The sequence below is a fragment of the Halomonas halmophila genome (genome assembly GCF_006540005.1).
GTDB lineage: Bacteria > Pseudomonadota > Gammaproteobacteria > Pseudomonadales > Halomonadaceae > Halomonas > Halomonas halmophila.
Genome location: NZ_BJOC01000013.1, coordinates 96922 through 112907, shown reverse-complemented (window position 1 = coordinate 112907; position 15986 = coordinate 96922). Strand labels below are relative to the sequence as shown.

The window sequence follows — 15986 nt, the reverse complement described above, 5'->3', positions numbered from 1 at the left end:
CATGGGGTAGGCTGAGCGTCGCATTCACCATCAGGACACACGACATGTGGCACCAGCAGGAACTGCGACTGGCCCCTCGTTCCCGAGGCTTTCATCTGATCAGCGACGAGGTCAGCGAGGCGTTGCCGCGCCTGGGCGAACTGCAGGTGGGTCTGCTGCATCTACAGTTGCTGCACACCTCGGCCTCGCTGACCCTCAACGAGAACGCCGACCCGGATGTGCGTCATGACCTGGATGCCTTCCTGCGTGACCGCATTCCCGGTGACCTGCCCTACTTTCGGCACACCATGGAAGGGCCGGATGACATGCCGGCTCATATCGCCGCCAGCCTCATGGGCACCCAGGTGACACTGGCGGTGCGGCATGGCCGGCTGGCGCTGGGCACCTGGCAGGGCATCTGGCTGGGTGAGCATCGCGATCAGGGAGGCGCTCGGCGGCTGATCGCGACGCTAAACGGGGAATGAAGTACCGGACTCAGCCATTCCAGCTGGTGGTTTCCCAGGTGATGCCATCACCGGCAGTGGTATCCCAGGTCAGGATGGCATTGGGATGCGTATTGCCGGAGCCGGAGTCATTGCTGGCCTGAGTGTTCTCGATGGTTCCGGTGCCATCGCCGTTGGCGGCGCAGCCCCAACCCACGTCCGCGCAGGGGTTATCCCGGCCTTCGGAAAGGTTCATTGACACGCTGAGCTTGGCAGCACTCAGTTCCGAAATGGCCGCGCTGTGCTCGGCACGTTCGGTGTAATCCTGATATTGCGGAACCGCCACGGCGGCAAGAATGCCGACAATGGCCACCACGATCAGCAGCTCGATCAGGGTGAAACCGGATTGCTGCCTCGGGCTGCCCCGCGCGGTTGATACAGCGAACGCCCGCCTGTCCGATGGGGGCGCCAGCGCCTTGTAACCTGCCAACTGAAGCCGTGTGACATGGCCGGCATCCGACCCCGTGAGCACTGACGTGTTCCTGATTGTGATTGTCATTCTCTGCATGGTGCACCTCTCCGTGTGGCGTGCCCTGTTCTGAAACTAGGCAGTGCCTTCAGGCGCCCACAAGGCAGATTCCCCGACACCGAGCCGACGAGATTTCCTGGGATGGCGTGGGTAGAGTCTTCGCCAGTGCTCAGCAAAAGACTCAGGGCCGGCGATGGCCTGCGTGACTAGACTCCGCCATGAACCCATGGATAGGGGCAGACACATGGCGCATGATGCTTCCCCCCGGGACGACGGGCCCGATCACGACCGCTCGCGGCTGAGTGGCCTGGCGTGTCGCCTGGTCGACGACGGCCTGCTGGACGCCGAGACGGCCCGTCAGCTCGAGCAACAGGCACGCCAGGCCGGACGCTCCCTGCTCAGTCATGTCGTCGACGTCGCCGCCGTCACGTCCCGTCAGGCCGTGGAGGCAGCCGGCCGGGCCTATGACCTGCCGGTAATCGATCTGGACGATACGGATGTCATGACTCTGCCCGCCCTCGATGATCATTCCGTCGAACTGCTGCGTCGGCTGGAAGCCCTGCCGCTGTACAGCGATGACAAGCGACTGGGGGTGGCCATCGGCCATCCGGGGCTGCTGGCCGAACTCGATGAACTGAGATTCGCTACCGGCCTCGCCATCGAGGGCGTGCTCGCCTCCGGGGATCAGCTGCGGACCTGCCTGCACCGCTATCTGGCGGCACGCCGCGACACGCCGTCGGCCATGGCACGCATTGCCTCATCCCCGGCCGAGTACGCTACCGAGGACGCATCTGACGCCGCCGATGCCCCCGAGACGGACGGGCCGCTGGTGGCCTTCGTCGACAGCATCCTGCAGGACGCCATCAAGCAGGGCGCCTCGGATATTCACTTCGAACCCTATGCGGACCAGCTGCGCATTCGCCTGCGCATCGACGGCCGGCTGCACGATCAGGCCCACCCGCCCTGCGCGCTGCGGGCTCGGCTGGCGGCGCGACTCAAGGTCATGGCCCGGCTGGATATCTCGGAGCGCCGCTTGCCGCAGGATGGCGCCATCAAGTGGCGCCCCAGGCATGGGGATGCCGTGGACTTCCGTGTCAACACCCTGCCGACCGTGCATGGCGAGAAGGTGGTGCTGCGCCTGCTCGACCCGGCGACCGCCCTCTGGGACCTGGACCAGCTGGGGCTCAATGCGGCGCAACAGGCGCTCTATGCTCAGGCGCTGGACAACCCTCAGGGCATGATTCTGGTGACCGGACCCACCGGCAGCGGCAAGACGGTCACGCTGTACACCGGTCTGCGCCAGCTCAACGAGACCAGCCGCAACATCTGTACCGCCGAGGACCCGGTGGAGATCAAGCTGGAAGGCATCAACCAGGTCAATGTGCTGCCACGTATCGGGCTGGACTTCGCCAGCACGCTGCGTGCCTTCCTGCGTCAGGATCCGGATGTGGTGATGGTCGGCGAGATCCGCGACCGCGAAACCGCGGAGATCGCCGTCAAGGCCGCACAGACCGGCCACCTGGTGCTGTCCACTCTGCACACCAACTCGGCGGCGCAGACCCTGGCCCGGCTGGCCGACATGGGCATTGCGCCCTTCAATGTGGCCAGTTCGGTCAGTCTGATCATTGCACAGCGCCTCGCCCGTCGCCTGTGCGACCACTGCAAGCGGGCAGTCCGCCCGGACGCTGCCAGCCTGGAGGCGATGGGCCTCGATATCGGCCAGGAGCAGGCGCCGACCCTCCATGAGCCGGTCGGTTGCCATGAGTGCATCCAGGGCTTCCGGGGGCGCATCGGGCTGTATGAGGTGGTACCCATCGACGCCGCCATGCGTGAACGCATTCTGCGCCGCGGCAAGGCTTCGGATCTCGAGCAGCAGGCTCGTGACAGCGGCTACCCGAGCCTGCGCCAGCACGGCATCGACAAGGTCCTGCAGGGATTGACCAGTCTCGCCGAAATCCACCGCGTCACCGGCCACAACTGACGGCCCCTTGCGCTATGCCATCCACGACGGAGGTCACATGGCCAGAGCACAGCCCGGATCTGACGCCAGCAGACCGCGACGCTGGCAATGGAGCGGCCTTGATCGACATGGCAAGCGCGTGCGTGGCGAAAGCTTCGCCGTGCGACGCGACGACGTCGTCCAGCAGCTGGCCGAGCAACGCATCCTGGTGCGGCGTATCCAGCCAGGCCGACGCCTGACAGCAGGGTCGGGGCGCATCAAGAGCCGCGATATCACCCTTCTGGCGCGTCAGATGGCGACCCTGCTGCGCGCCGGCGTGCCTGTCCTCCAGGGGTTCAACGTCATTGCGGAGGGCGTCGACAAGCCGGCCATGCGACTCCTGGTCCAGTCCCTGAGCAAGGCCGTGTCCCAGGGCGCCAGCGTTGCCGAGGCCCTGCGGCAGCATCCACGGCACTTCGGCGGGCTCTTCGTGCACCTGGTGGCGGCGGGCGAACAGTCCGGCACACTGGAACGCATGCTGGAACGCATCGCCCTCCACAAGGAGAAAGCGGAGCGGCTCCAGGCCAGGGTACGCAAGGCGCTATGGTATCCCGCCGTGGTTTTGATCACGGGTGTCGGTGTAGCTGCCCTGCTGCTGGTCAAGGTCGTGCCACGCTTCGAGACGCTGTTCCACGATTTCGGGGCCGAACTGCCGGCCCTCACCCGGCTGGCATTGCGCCTGTCCGAGGCGGCACAGGCGTACTGGCTGTGGGGCTTGCTGCTGGGTCTGGGCCTGCCGCTGCTGGCGTACTGGGGCCAGCAACGCTCGCACAGCCTGGCCTTGCGACTTCAGGGCCTGGCCCTGCGCCTGCCAGTGCTGGGCGAAATGCTGCGGGCTTCCTGCGTGGCGAGATTCTGCCGTACCCTGGCGACCACCACCGGGGCCGGTGTGCCGCTGGTGGAAGGCCTGAAGAGTGCAGCGGGCGCCAGCGGCAACCGGGTCTTCGAACAGGCGGTGGAGCAGGTGCGTCGAGACGTCCTGGACGGCCAGTCGCTGGGGCTGTCGATGCGGCGTGCGGGGCGCTTCCCGGCCATGGCCCTGCAGATGGTGGCCATCGGCGAGGCCTCCGGCACGCTCGACCAGATGCTGGAACGGGTGGCCGAACACCACGAGAGCGAAGTCGACGAGCGGGTCGATGTCCTGACCTCGCTGCTCGAGCCGCTGGTCATCGTCATCCTGGGGGTGATGGTCGGTGGCCTGGTCGTGGCCATGTATCTGCCGATTTTCGCGCTAGGCGGTGCCCTGTAGCGCCGCTCTCAATGCAACCAGACCGGCGTGCCGGGCACGGCATGACGGAAGACGGCCAGCAGGTCGGGGTCACGCAGTCGCACACAGCCGTGGGACGCCGGCACGCCCATGGGCTGGTCACTCGGCGTGCCGTGCAGGTAGATATAACGCCGCTGGGAATCGACCCGGCCACCCCGGTTGCGGCCCGGTTCCAGTCCGCACAGCCAGAGGATACGGGTCAGGATCCAGTCACGCTCGGGATGCGCGGCGGCGAGCTGCTCATCGAACACCTCGCCGGTCAGACGTCGCCCCCGATAGACGGTCCCGCACGGGTTGCCCTCCCCGATGGCCGCGCGGACATAGTGCCAGCCCAAGGGCGTGGCACCACTGCCATCGAGTTCTCCGGTGCCGGCGGCCCCGGTGGATACCGCACAGGACCAGAGCGCCTCTCTGCCCTGGTGGAGAGTCAGCTGCTGGGCGTCAACATCGATCTCCACCCAGGTCTCGGCCTCGGGCGGCAGTGACGGCAGGCGCGGGGTTCGCATCAACCGGCCTCCTGAGCCGGCAGTTCCGGCAATGGCGCCTGCATGGCCGAGACCACGACGGGACGCAGCCGCCGTATCAGGTCGCGTACCGAGACATGTTCCTGATAGTCCTGCTCGGCGATATCGCGCAGCGCATCGAGCCCGGAAAGCGTGAAGATCACCGTGCCCAGCACGAAGTGCAGGCGCCAGAAACGCTCGGCATCCGGCAGCTCGGGCGTGGCACGCCTGACCAGTTCCGTGAAGCGGCGGAAGACACTGCCGTATTCTTCCTGGATATAGCGACGCAGATGGCCCTGAGCCTGGCTGTACGCCAGCCCCAGGAGCCGCATGAAGACCTTCAGACTGTTCCGTTCGGCCGGTACTTCGAGCACGGTACGGGCCATGGTCTCGAGGAGCTCCTCGAGTGGAATGATGCTGTCATCGTGACGATGCTGCGCTTCCAGCTCATCCAGAGCGGCATGAAAGCGCAGCGTGAAGGGATCCAGATAACGGGCGAAGACCGCCTGGATCAACGACTTCTTGGAGCCGAAATGATAGTTGACGGCAGCCAGATTGACCTTGGCCTTGCTGGTGATATGGCGTAACGAGGTCTCGGCGAACCCTCGCTCGGCGAACAGCACCTCGGCGGTATCCAGGATGCGCGTGACGGTGTCCGGTTGGGCCATGAGTCGAGTCCGGGTTGGAAACAATTGTTTGAATTGTCTGCAGTGTACGTCATGCATCACATTGCCTCAATTCAGGCTTCTGTCAACTGTTTGAAACATCACGTTTTGCCCGTCAATCGCGGCACACTTTTACTGGATGGATAATCATGCTGTATACTTGACCACCAGGAGGAAGCACTAGGCCTGTCTGAAAAGTCGACGAGCGAAGGTTAGACAAGGCGAAAATCTACGAAAACGCGGAGTTTACAAGGAGTAAATGAGCATTTTGAGAAGATTTTCAACGCCGTATAACCGAGCGCAGACAGTTTTCGGACAATGCCTAAACTGCTCGGCAAGCTGCCCGCACAGACGCCGGCACCGTGTTTCCCGACAACCATGATCGGCACCATCCCCAGGTCCATGAACCGGAGGTCGCATGACTCGCTCCCTCACGCCTCGCCAGCAGAATGTCTTCGACTTCATCGTCAAGACCATGAATGAACTGGGCTATCCGCCGACACGGGCAGAAATCTCGCGCGCCCTGGGGTTTCGCTCGCCGAATGCCGCCGAGGAGCACCTGCGTGCGCTCGAACGCAAGGGCGTGATCCGTGTGATTCGCGGCACTTCCCGGGGCATCCGGCTACCGGCACAGGAAGCCGAGCCCCTCACGGCCGAGTCCTCGAACGAAACCGAGAGCTCCCAGGGGCTGCCGATCATTGGTGAAGTGGCCGCCGGCAGCCCGGTCCTGGCCACCGAGCACATCGATCGCTACTGCCCCCTGCCCGCCGAGTTCTTCACGCCGCGGGCCGATTACCTGCTTCGGGTACGCGGCTTGTCCATGCAGGACATCGGCATCCTCGAGGGGGACCTGCTGGCGGTCCACCGCACCGACCGCATCCGCGATGGACAGATCGTGGTGGCCCGCCTCGAGGATGAGGTCACGGTCAAGCGCTTCCACCGTCAGGGCCATCATGTCACGCTGGAAGCCGAGAATGCCGATTTCGCCCCCATCGAAGTCGATCTGCGCCATCAGGAACTGGAGATCGAGGGCATCGGCGTGGGAGTGATCCGTGGCGGCAATGGCCAGGCACTGAACTGATGCCCCCGGATTGAATCGCATCCGCCCGTATCGTTCCGGGCCCATCGCATGAAGGGGTAAGGCGGCCTTGCGCAAGATTCTGCATGCCGACTGCGACTGTTTCTATGCGGCCGTCGAAATGCGCGACGATCCCGCGTTGCGCGACATCCCGCTGGCGATCGGTGGTTCGCGCGAGCGGCGCGGGGTGATTGCCACCTGCAATTACCCGGCTCGCACCTATGGCATTCACTCGGCCATGCCCACCGCTCGCGCCTTGAAGCTCTGCCCGGACCTGACCCTGATGCCCGGCAATTTCGACAAGTATCGCGCGGTCTCACGGGATATCCAGGCCATCTTTCACGAGCTGACTCCCCTGGTCGAGCCCCTCTCTCTGGATGAAGCCTATCTGGATGTCAGCGCCGTCGAGGCCTTTCAGGGCAGCGCCACCTGGATGGCCCAGTGGCTCAAGCAGGAGTGCATGGCACGCACCGGCATTACCGTCTCGGTGGGCGCCGCCCCCTCGAAGTTCCTGGCCAAGATTGCCAGTGACTGGGAAAAGCCTGATGGCCTCACCGTCATTGCCCCCGACAGGGTCGATGACTTCATCGCGCGCCTGCCGGTCAACAAGCTGCATGGTGTCGGGCCCGCCACGGCGGCGCGACTGGACGCCCTCGGGATCGCGACCTGCACCGACCTGCGCCAACAGCCCTTCGAAAAACTGCTCGACGAATTCGGCAAATTCGGCAGACGACTGTTCGAATTGTCGCGGGGCATCGACGAGCGGCCGGTACGCACCGAGCGTGAACGCAAGTCGATCAGTGTCGAGACCACCTTCGGCCAGGACCTCCCCGACCTCGACAGCGCCCACCAGGCACTCCTGCCGTTATGCGAGCGGCTGACCCAGCGCATCGACGGCCATGGCCAACCCCCGTTGTCGGGCATTTTCGTCAAGGTGCGTTTCGATGACTTCAGCATCACCACCATGGAGAGTCGTGGCATGGCCGTGACGCCGGAAAGCTTCGCGCAACTGCTCGAGCAGGCCTGGGCACGGGCGCACCGCCCCGTGCGCCTGCTGGGTGTCGGGGCCCGCCTGGTCCCCGAACAGGCGCGTCAGCAGTTGCCGCTGCCCCTCTAGAGAGTGTCTCAGGCAAAGACGACCGTCTTGTTGCCATGCATCAGGACCCGGTCCTCGAGATGCCAGCGCACGCCGCGAGCCAGCACGGCCTTTTCCACATCGCGCCCGAAACGCACCAGGTCCGAGGGTGTGTGACAGTGACTGACGCGATGTACCCCCTGCTCGATGATCGGTCCGGCATCCAGCTCCTCGGTGACATAATGGCAGGTCGCGCCGATCAGCTTGACGCCGCGCTCATGGGCCTGGTGGTAAGGCTTGGCGCCGGCAAAGGACGGCAGGAAACTGTGGTGGATGTTGATCACCCGGCCGGCATAGCGTTGGCAGATGGCCGGCGGCAGGATCTGCATGTAACGGGCCAGCACCACGCAGTCAGCCTGCGCCGCCTCGACCAGCCCTTCGATCTCGGCAAAGGCCGGCGCCTTGTCCTGCGCCTCCACGGGAACATGATGAAAGGGTATCGCGTGCCATTCGACCAGGCTGCGCAGATCATCATGATTGGAGATCACGGCCGCGATATCGCAATCGAGCTCACCGGCGGTCCAACGGTACAGCAGGTCGACCAGACAATGGCTTTCGCGCGAGACCATCAACACCATTCGACGCCGCTGGCGAGTGTCCGTCAGCGCCCAGTGCATATCGAATTCCTGCGCAATGGGCAGGAAGGCATCGCGCATACTGTCGGCCGTCATGCCGAGCGAATCCGCGCGAATCTCGTAACGCATGAAAAAGCGCCCTGTCTCCAGATCGGAGTGCTGACTGGCTTCGGTGATCGACCCACCATGCCCGGTAATGAAGCTCGACACCCCGGCCACAATACCCAGCTGATCCGGACAGGAAATGACCAGACGATAACGATGACACATGGCGAATGCGTTCCATTAGGGAAACAAGAAAGCGCGCCATTGTAGCGAAATGACGTCGCAGGGACACAGGTTCCGGGCGTTGATTGTGGGTCATGGTGGCGATCCCGTATAGTGAACGGCACATTCTCGACCCAGCCCTTCCCGATGTTGAAGCCCCGCGTGCAAATACGCTCCCGCCGACGCTCCCCTTTGCAATTGCTTCCACTCGGCGGGTGTGGCGAAATCGGGATGAACTTCATGCTCTACGGCCACCGCGACCACTGGATAGCCGTGGATTGCGGCATGATGATTCGCCAGGATCTACCCGGCGGCCCGCTGCAGATACCCGACACTGCCCTGCTCGAGACACTGAACATCGCGCCCGAGGCACTGATCATCACCCATGGTCACGAGGATCACATCGGGGCCGCGGCCTGGCTCTGGCCGCGCTGGGGCTGCCCCATTCATGCCACCCCCCTGGCCGCCGGCCTGCTGCGCAGCAAGTTTGCCGAACATGGCCTGAGCAGCCATGCCATCCGGGTCATCGAGCCCGGCGAAGCCACCGAGGTCGGCTTCTTTACCTTGCGCTACCTCCCGGTAACCCATTCGATTCCGGAAAGCTGCGCCCTGCTGATTCAGGCCGGCGATCGCCGGATCCTGCACACCGGTGACTGGAAACTCGACCCTGCCCCGCTGCTGGGCGCCCCGGTGGATGCCGACACCTTCCGCGCCATCGCGCCGGTGGATCTGGTGGTGGGCGACTCCACCTGTGCCCCCGACGCCGGGCATTCACGCAGCGAGAGCGAGGTCTCCGATGCGCTGGCCGAGGCCATTGCTCCCCTGCCCGGACGGGTGGTGGTCAGCTGCTTTGCCAGCAACCTGGATCGCGTCCTCGCCATTGGGCGGGCCGCCGAGCGCTGTGGGCGCCGGGTCAGCCTGATGGGACGTTCCATGGAACGCATGGTGCGCATTGCCCAGGGACTCGGCTATCTGGAGGACTTTCCCGCCCTGGTGCCGGTGCATGACCTGGGGTATCTGCCACCCGAGGAAGTCCTGGTGATCGCGACCGGCAGCCAGGGCGAACCCCGCGCCGCCCTGTCTCGCCTGGCGGCCGGCCGTCACCCACACTTCGAGCTGACCCCCGGCGATAGCGTGATCTTTTCGGCGCGGGCGATTCCGGGCAACGAGCGCATCATCGAACGCCTCAAGCATGCCCTGCGGATCAAGGGCATCACCTTGCTGGATGATGACGCCCAACCGGCCCTGCATGCTTCCGGCCACCCCTATCAGGAGGAATTGCGTACCTTCTATCAGTGGGTGGCACCCGAGCGTCTACTGCCGGTGCACGGCGAAGCCCGACATCAGCATGCCCACCAGGCTCTGGCGCAGGAACTGGGTATCGACGCGCCGCTGATCCCGCGCAATGGCGACATGCTGCGCCTGGATGATGACGGCCTGGTGCTCGAGCAGCACCATCGCCTGACGCCACGCATCATCGACCAGAACCGCAACGCGCCGGTGGCAGGCGCCGGGGGAGAGACGGCATCACGACACGACGAGCTGTTCGTGGCCATCACCGTGGCGGCCACGGGTCTGGGCTGGAGCCGTATCGGACGACTGATGCTGGATGACAGTCATGCCAGCCCGCTGGATGAAACCGCGCTGGCGGACCGGCTGGACGAGTGCCTGGAGAGCGCTGGGGGCGACTCCCTGGTCGAGTTGCGGGAAATGCTCTATCCGGATGTCATGGCCTGGCTGGCGGACCACCTCCAGCGTGTACCGGAGGTTCATCTGCAGATATTCGCCATGGAAAACCAGGCCGTGGCAGGCAATGACTGACGTGCATCCTTCCCGATGCACGCCGCCATCTCACTGCCTCGCTGTCATCCAGGCGAACCCTTGAATAGCCCTCACGACTTCTCGGCATTCTTCGGCGGGCGTCCGCGTTTACGCTTGGGCTGATCCGGCACGAGATCCTCGACCGACAGGCCGGCTTCGTTGATCTGCTCGCGAATTTCGGCCAGTTTGCGTGCCTTCTGCTCTTCTTCATCCTGACGACGTTTTTCTTCGTCGTTCTTCTGCTCGATCACTTCACCGATCACCTCGGCGAGCTTGTGAAGCTGCTCCATGCTCAACTGACGAGCGGCAGCCCGGGCCACGTTCTTGTTTCGAGCGATCTGTTCCAGGGTCTGAGTGGACATTACCCCCTCCGTGAAGAATTATTGGACGTATAAACTTGTCAGTACTGAAACAAACTCTGCCGATCTGCGCAGGCTGGATCGATTTCATCAAGTTTGAACCGCACCGGGTTGCCCAGCCGTTCCCGTGAGCTGTTCGAGCAACCTCAACAAAAGTATATTGACGAATTGCATTTTAGCAAGAAAAGAAAGGAAAATCCCCTGTCCAGCACCCGGAAAAAGTACCGTGTACTCGGACGTTCTGGAGAGAATTGCGAGAACCTTTGATAGGGAAAAGGCGCCGGGTAAAACAGGCCAATTGAGGCAAGAGGCCTGAGAAGAGCTCAACCGCCGGTCATGTTCATGAAGCGCACGACCTGCACATCCCCATCCGTGGTGAAGTGATGGCGTTCCGGCTTGAGCGGCATCGCGGCAATGATGGCCTTCTTGAGTTCCTCGATATTGCCGGGGTGACGACGCAACACGGCACGCAGATCGACGGAGTGTTCGTTGCCCAGGCACAGCAACAGGCGCCCTTCGACGGTGACACGCACGCGATTGCAGGAAGAGCAGAAATTGTGGCTATGGGGAGAAATGAAGCCGATTCTTGTTTCGCTGTCCGGCATGCGGAAATAGCGAGAGGGCCCCGGCGTCGTCTCCGTGGTGGGCAGCAGTTCATGGTGCTGTTCGATCATGGCCTTGACTTCATCACTCGAGCAATAGGTCTCGGCACGCGAGTGATCGGACACCTCGCCCAGCGGCATTTCCTCGATAAAGCTGATATCGACCTGCTCGCGACGCGCGAAATCGACCAGCGACGTCACTTCATCGTCATTGCGCCCCTTGAGGATCACGGCATTGAGCTTGATGCGCCGAAAACCGGCGTCGCGCGCGGCACGCATGCCATCCAGCACCTTCTGGAGATCCCCGGTACGCGTCACGCGCTTGAAACGCTCGGGATCCAGGGTGTCCAGGCTGATATTGAGGCGTTCCAGACCGCCCTGACGCAAGGCCTGCGCATGTCGACCCAGCCCGGCACCATTGGTGGTCATGGAGAAGTCCTTGAGGCCCGGCAAGGCCCCGATATCCGAGACCAGGCGCGAGATATCCCGTCTCACCAGCGGCTCACCACCGGTCAGGCGAATCTTCTCGACCCCCAGCTCGGTGAAGGCCTTCGCCACCAGTCCCAGCTCTTCGAGGCTGAGGACCTCATCGCGCGGCAGGAAGGTCATCTCTTCGCTCATGCAGTAGACACAGCGAAAGTCACAGCGATCGGTGACGGACAGGCGCACATAGCTTACCTTGCGTCCAAAATTGTCGATCAACTCGTCGGTCATGATGAAGCCTCCCAACGCTGGGCATCCTGAAGATCAGTCTGGCGTTCCGCGACCCAGTAATCGCCACTGGCGGTGTGTTCCTTTTTCCAGAAAGGGGCCCGGGTCTTCAAATAATCCATGATGAAGTCACAGGCCTCGAAGCCGGCGCGACGATGCGCACTGGCGACCATCACCAGCACGATGGGATCGCCCGGTTGCAGATGCCCGACCCGGTGAACCAGGCGCACGCCCTGCAAGGACCAGCGGGCCTCGGCTTCGGCCACGATCCCGGCCAGTGCCGATTCCGTCATGCCGGGATAATGTTCGAGACTCAGCGCCTGCACATCCGGACGCTCATTGAAGTCTCTCACCAGGCCGGTGAAACTCACGACGGCGCCGATGTCGCGACGCCCGGCCAGCAACAGTCGCTGTTCCTCACCGGCATCAAAGGGCTGTGGCTGGACACGGATCATTCACTCAACCTCCGGTTACCGGGGGGAAAAACGCCACTTCATCATCGGCGGTCAGTGGCGTGGCATCACCCGCCATGACCTGGTTAACGGCACACAGGATACGCCCTTCCTCGAGGCCGACGAAACGCGAATCCATGGATTTGAGCACGGTCTTCAGGCCACTGACATCGGCACTTTTCATGCGCTCGAAGGGCACGTTGACTTCGCCGATCCCCAGCCGCTCGCGCAGCTCTGCCAGGCACTTGACCCTCACACAGGGTTCATCCGCGCCGATCAGGGAGCCCAGGGAGACCTCGCCACTGGCGCCCTCCCCGGTCACGATCGGGGTTCTTTCGGCGGACGCCGCACGTTGATAGTCACCGGACATTCCACCGCTCTTCTCATCCAGCTGGATCGAGCCGATCACCATGTCCTTGTCCACCGCCTTGCACATGTCGTAGAGCGTCAGACAGGCAACCGACACCGCCGTCAGGGCCTCCATCTCCACACCGGTGCGCCCATTCAGGCGGCAATGGGCAAACACGTGCACACATCCCGCGGCTTCATCGACGCGAAAGTCGACTTCGACCTTCGACAGTGGCAAGGCGTGACACAAGGGGATCAGTTCGTGGGTACGCTTGGCGCCCTGAATGGCCGCAATACGGGCCGTGGCCAGCACGTCTCCCTTGGGCAGATTGCCGTCGGCAAGCCGCTGGAGCGTGGCCGGATGCATGTAGATGGCACCCGAGGCACTCGCCTCACGCCGGCTCTCCGGCTTGTCGGCCACATCGACCATTCGCGCTTCACCCTGGGCGTTGAGATGAGTCAGAGTCATGGTGTTAATGCCTAGTTTCAGGTCGTCGGAAACGTCATGCAATCAGCCAGTGGAGCAGAGAGTTCTTGCCTCTATCGTGTGACAGTCATGCATGGATTTTGATCGGCCGGCTCGGGCAGGCAGCGAGCAACTGCCTGTCATCGGAACAGCATCAGGTGGCGGCCCCCGATGATCCACGCGGTCGGCCTGCCTGCGGCCAGCGTGCCGGCCAGTGCGCGACCCAGCTCACCAGCGCCTCGACATCATCGAGATCCAGGTGCTCGACATCGGCCGGCGGCGTGAGATCCCCCTGGCTGGCCACCGCCTTGATCCACGGGTCCTGCGCCGCCAGTGGCGGCTTGCCGAGCTCACTGCGGTAGAGCTCGAGTTTCGGCAGCGGCCAGGCCTTGAAGCCCTCGACGAGAATCAGATCCGGCGACTGATGGCTGACCATGTCGATCAGCTCTGCCAGGTCCGCTTCTGCACGCTCGGGCGTTTCCATCATCAGCGCGATACGCGCCCGGGAGGCCACCAGCATGGGGGTTGCCCCGGCCTGGCGCAGACGGTGACTGTCCTTGCCGGGCTTATCGACATCGAAGTCATGGTGGGCATGCTTGATGACCGCCACCCTCAGGCCACGCTGACGCAGGGCGGGCAACAGCTGCTCGAGCAGCGTGGTCTTGCCGGTACCGCTCCAGGCGGCGATGCCCAGCAAGGCCGGCGACGCCGACAGATCGAGGCTGGCGGGTATGGCATCGGTCATGACGTTGGCGGCTCCTCGTCGAGTGCGCGTTCCAGGCGCAGACGCTCGGCCTGGGTGTTGAGGTTGACGAACGCCGCGGGACAGTCGGAGAAGTCGACCCGTACGCGCCGATGGCGGGCCTGCCAGCTATCGAGCTTGCGCTCGCCCTGCGCCAGGCAGTGGGCCAGGTCCGCGGCCAGCGTCACGCGCAACAGGGCCACGACCGGATGACTCCTGTGGCCATCATGCGCCACGCCGATATCGGCATCGCCAACCGCATCGGCGAGACGCGTTACCAGGTTGGCCGGCAGGGCCGGGACATCGCAGGGCACGACGACCAGCCAGCGACCACGTGCCGCCCGCAAGCCACTGTAGAGCCCCATCAAGGGTCCCTGATAGTCGGTCTCGACATCCCCGATGACGCGATCGGCCAGGCTGGCATAGGCCTGCTGATGGCGATTGGCCACGATCAGCAGCTCGCCGACATGCTCACGCAGCACCTCGGCCGCGTGTCCGGCAAGCGGCCTGCCGCGAAAGGCAACCAGCCCCTTGTCGCAGCCCCCCATGCGCTGCCCGCGGCCCCCGGCCAGTATCAGCCCCGTCAGCTCATCACGAGGAATCACCACGCCTCCTGATGCTTGTCCTCGACGTTCATCATTGATGCCTCTCATGATGCCTGAGCGCAATGCCGGGCGCCATGCTGTATTGCCCGGTTCAGTCTTCCGCTTCCCGGGGCAATACGGCATTGAGCAGGATGCCGACCAGGGCCGCCAGGCTGACGCCCTGCAGTGTGAACTGGCCTTCCCCGAACTGCATGCCGCCGATGCCGAAGACCAGAATCAAGGACACCACCACCAGATTGCGTGAGGCCGTGAGTTCACTACCTGCACGTACCAGGGTGTTCATGCCGACCACGGCAATCGAGCCGAACAGCAATGTCATGATGCCGCCCATGACCGGGGCCGGAATGGTCTGCAGGACAGCGCCCAGCTTGCCGAGGAAGGACAGCAGAATGGCGATGACGGCGGTCACCAGCATGATGCGCGGGTTGAAGGCACGCGTCAGGGTCACGGCCCCGGTCACCTCGGAGTAGGTGGTATTGGGCGGCCCGCCGAACAGTGCGGCCGAGCAGGTCGCCAGGCCGTCGCCAAGCAGCGTGCGGTGCAATCCGGGCTTCTCGAGATAGTGCCGACGCGTCACCGAGCCGATGGCCACCATGTCGCCGATGTGCTCCACCGCCGGAGCAATGGCCACGGGAATCATGAAGAGAATGGCCGCCCAGTGAAAGCTGGGAGCTGTGAAGGACGGCAGCGCCAGCCAGGCGGCATCCCGGACCGGAGCGAAGTCCACCACGCCCATGATCATGGACAGGATGTACCCGGTCACGATGCCGCCCATGATGGGTACCAGGCGGATCAGCCCGCGGCCGAAGACGGCCAGCACCATGGTCACCAGCAGACTGGCCATGGACAGCGTGATGGCCTGGCCATAGCCGATATCATCGCTGGTGCCCCCGGTGGCCATGTCCACCGCCACCGGCGCCAGCGCCAGGCCGATCACCATGATCACCGGGCCGACCACCACCGGCGGCAACAGCCGATGCAGCCAGGCCGTGCCCTTGAGTCGGACGAACTGCGAGATCAGCACATAGACCAGGCCGGCGGCCAGGATCCCGCCGAGCGTGGCCGGAATGCCGAAACTCTTCACCGAACTCTGAATGGGGGCAATGAAGGCGAAGGATGATGCCAGGAAGACCGGTACGCTGGCACCAGTCACGGCATGAAAGACCAGGGTACCGACGCCGGCGGTGAACAACGCTACATTGGGATCGAGGCCGGTCAGCAGCGGCACCAGTACCAGGGCTCCGAAGGCCACGAAGAGCATCTGTGCACCGACCAGCAGGGTGCGCATGGGGGAATCCGTCGGCGTCGCCGCGGCTGGCGTATCGTCAGTCATCGGGAAAGGCTCCTGCAGGGCGGGATGAATGGCTCGAGCCTGGCCATTCTAGCAACCCGGCCCCGCCCGGTAACCCTGAGCGCCTGAGCTACACTCGCCCACGCCCT

Annotated in this window: 17 protein-coding genes; 6 read left to right on the top strand and 11 right to left on the bottom strand. The window is 63.9% G+C overall.

All coding sequences use genetic code 11. The features are described 5' to 3' along the window. Positions 1–44: 44 nt before the first annotated feature. Positions 45–464, top strand: a complete 420-nt coding sequence (locus HHA01_RS04745; protein WP_141318261.1) for a secondary thiamine-phosphate synthase enzyme YjbQ — start codon at positions 45–47, stop codon at positions 462–464. Between the two features lie 10 nt (positions 465–474). Here the strand turns inward: HHA01_RS04745 and HHA01_RS14990 are convergent, their stop codons facing one another. Further along, positions 475–954 (bottom strand): pilin, encoded by a 480-nt coding sequence (locus HHA01_RS14990; protein ID WP_373862935.1) that lies wholly within the window; start codon positions 952–954, stop codon positions 475–477. A gap of 241 nt (positions 955–1195) precedes the next feature. Here HHA01_RS14990 and pilB point away from each other — a divergent pair, with 241 nt between their 5' ends. Then, the gene (gene pilB / locus HHA01_RS04735) at positions 1196–2932 is read left to right on the top strand and encodes a type IV-A pilus assembly ATPase PilB (RefSeq protein WP_246053816.1); all 1737 of its coding nucleotides are present in this window, start codon (positions 1196–1198) and stop codon (positions 2930–2932) included. A 37-nt stretch (positions 2933–2969) separates the two neighbouring features. Continuing rightward, positions 2970–4199, top strand: coding sequence for a type II secretion system F family protein (locus tag HHA01_RS04730; RefSeq protein WP_141318255.1), 1230 nt, complete (start codon positions 2970–2972; stop codon positions 4197–4199). 8 nt (positions 4200–4207) lie between these two features. Here the strand turns inward: HHA01_RS04730 and HHA01_RS04725 are convergent, their stop codons facing one another. Both HHA01_RS04725 and HHA01_RS04720 read right to left on the bottom strand, forming a co-directional pair. Beyond that, complete coding sequence (locus HHA01_RS04725) at positions 4208–4723, bottom strand: L,D-transpeptidase (protein ID WP_141318253.1); 516 nt, start codon at positions 4721–4723, stop codon at positions 4208–4210. Next, on the bottom strand, positions 4723–5388 hold the full coding sequence (locus HHA01_RS04720) for a TetR/AcrR family transcriptional regulator (protein WP_141318251.1): 666 nt from the start codon (positions 5386–5388) through the stop codon (positions 4723–4725). Before HHA01_RS04720 ends, HHA01_RS04725 begins: the two co-directional genes overlap by 1 nt. Positions 5389–5803: 415 nt before the next feature. Here HHA01_RS04720 and lexA point away from each other — a divergent pair, with 415 nt between their 5' ends. Next, a complete protein-coding gene (gene lexA, locus HHA01_RS04715; protein WP_141318249.1) occupies positions 5804–6466 on the top strand; it encodes a transcriptional repressor LexA in 663 nt (220 codons plus the stop codon). Between the two features lie 67 nt (positions 6467–6533). Then, positions 6534–7580, top strand: coding sequence for a DNA polymerase IV (gene dinB / locus HHA01_RS04710; RefSeq protein WP_141318247.1), 1047 nt, complete (start codon positions 6534–6536; stop codon positions 7578–7580). A gap of 8 nt (positions 7581–7588) precedes the next feature. Here the strand turns inward: dinB and purU are convergent, their stop codons facing one another. Continuing rightward, positions 7589–8443, bottom strand: a complete 855-nt coding sequence (purU, locus tag HHA01_RS04705) for a formyltetrahydrofolate deformylase (protein ID WP_141318245.1) — start codon at positions 8441–8443, stop codon at positions 7589–7591. Positions 8444–8671: 228 nt separating this feature from the next. Here purU and HHA01_RS04700 point away from each other — a divergent pair, with 228 nt between their 5' ends. Then, a complete protein-coding gene (locus HHA01_RS04700; RefSeq protein WP_141318243.1) occupies positions 8672–10261 on the top strand; it encodes a ribonuclease J in 1590 nt (529 codons plus the stop codon). Between the two features lie 71 nt (positions 10262–10332). Here the strand turns inward: HHA01_RS04700 and HHA01_RS04695 are convergent, their stop codons facing one another. From HHA01_RS04695 to HHA01_RS04665, 7 genes are all read right to left on the bottom strand, one after another. After that, on the bottom strand, positions 10333–10623 hold the full coding sequence (locus HHA01_RS04695) for an H-NS family histone-like protein (protein ID WP_141318241.1): 291 nt from the start codon (positions 10621–10623) through the stop codon (positions 10333–10335). 320 nt (positions 10624–10943) lie between these two features. After that, on the bottom strand, positions 10944–11936 hold the full coding sequence (moaA, locus tag HHA01_RS04690; protein ID WP_141318239.1) for a GTP 3',8-cyclase MoaA: 993 nt from the start codon (positions 11934–11936) through the stop codon (positions 10944–10946). Continuing rightward, the gene (moaE, locus tag HHA01_RS04685; RefSeq protein ID WP_141318237.1) at positions 11933–12388 is read right to left on the bottom strand and encodes a molybdopterin synthase catalytic subunit MoaE; all 456 of its coding nucleotides are present in this window, start codon (positions 12386–12388) and stop codon (positions 11933–11935) included. Before moaE ends, moaA begins: the two co-directional genes overlap by 4 nt. A gap of 4 nt (positions 12389–12392) precedes the next feature. Then, positions 12393–13202: a cyclic pyranopterin monophosphate synthase MoaC gene (gene moaC, locus HHA01_RS04680; RefSeq protein ID WP_141318235.1), complete on the bottom strand. Its 810-nt coding sequence runs from the start codon at positions 13200–13202 to the stop codon at positions 12393–12395. 151 nt (positions 13203–13353) lie between these two features. Continuing rightward, on the bottom strand, positions 13354–13944 hold the full coding sequence (gene mobB / locus HHA01_RS04675; protein WP_141318233.1) for a molybdopterin-guanine dinucleotide biosynthesis protein B: 591 nt from the start codon (positions 13942–13944) through the stop codon (positions 13354–13356). Next, positions 13941–14546 (bottom strand): molybdenum cofactor guanylyltransferase MobA, encoded by a 606-nt coding sequence (gene mobA / locus HHA01_RS04670; protein ID WP_246053815.1) that lies wholly within the window; start codon positions 14544–14546, stop codon positions 13941–13943. The genes mobB and mobA overlap by 4 nt, the downstream gene beginning before the upstream one ends. Before the next feature lie 91 nt (positions 14547–14637). Beyond that, entirely contained in the window at positions 14638–15879 is a 1242-nt protein-coding gene (locus HHA01_RS04665; RefSeq protein WP_174787715.1) for a uracil-xanthine permease family protein, read from the bottom strand. Between the last annotated feature and the right edge of the window lie 107 nt (positions 15880–15986).

Excerpts from the sequence above, each read along its gene's own strand:
- pilB (WP_246053816.1), top strand. The coding sequence starts at position 1,196 with ATGGCGCATGATGCTTCCCCCCGGGACGACGGGCCCGATCACGACCGC.
- HHA01_RS04665 (WP_174787715.1), bottom strand. The coding sequence starts at position 15,879 with ATGACTGACGATACGCCAGCCGCGGCGACGCCGACGGATTCCCCCATG.
- moaA (WP_141318239.1), bottom strand. The coding sequence starts at position 11,936 with ATGACCGACGAGTTGATCGACAATTTTGGACGCAAGGTAAGCTATGTG.
- HHA01_RS04700 (WP_141318243.1), top strand. The coding sequence starts at position 8,672 with ATGAACTTCATGCTCTACGGCCACCGCGACCACTGGATAGCCGTGGAT.
- mobB (WP_141318233.1), bottom strand. The coding sequence starts at position 13,944 with ATGACCGATGCCATACCCGCCAGCCTCGATCTGTCGGCGTCGCCGGCC.
- purU (WP_141318245.1), bottom strand. The coding sequence starts at position 8,443 with ATGTGTCATCGTTATCGTCTGGTCATTTCCTGTCCGGATCAGCTGGGT.
- HHA01_RS04720 (WP_141318251.1), bottom strand. The coding sequence starts at position 5,388 with ATGGCCCAACCGGACACCGTCACGCGCATCCTGGATACCGCCGAGGTG.
- lexA (WP_141318249.1), top strand. The coding sequence starts at position 5,804 with ATGACTCGCTCCCTCACGCCTCGCCAGCAGAATGTCTTCGACTTCATC.
- HHA01_RS04725 (WP_141318253.1), bottom strand. The coding sequence starts at position 4,723 with ATGCGAACCCCGCGCCTGCCGTCACTGCCGCCCGAGGCCGAGACCTGG.
- moaE (WP_141318237.1), bottom strand. The coding sequence starts at position 12,388 with ATGATCCGTGTCCAGCCACAGCCCTTTGATGCCGGTGAGGAACAGCGA.
- HHA01_RS04745 (WP_141318261.1), top strand. The coding sequence starts at position 45 with ATGTGGCACCAGCAGGAACTGCGACTGGCCCCTCGTTCCCGAGGCTTT.
- HHA01_RS04695 (WP_141318241.1), bottom strand. The coding sequence starts at position 10,623 with ATGTCCACTCAGACCCTGGAACAGATCGCTCGAAACAAGAACGTGGCC.
- moaC (WP_141318235.1), bottom strand. The coding sequence starts at position 13,202 with ATGACTCTGACTCATCTCAACGCCCAGGGTGAAGCGCGAATGGTCGAT.
- HHA01_RS04730 (WP_141318255.1), top strand. The coding sequence starts at position 2,970 with ATGGCCAGAGCACAGCCCGGATCTGACGCCAGCAGACCGCGACGCTGG.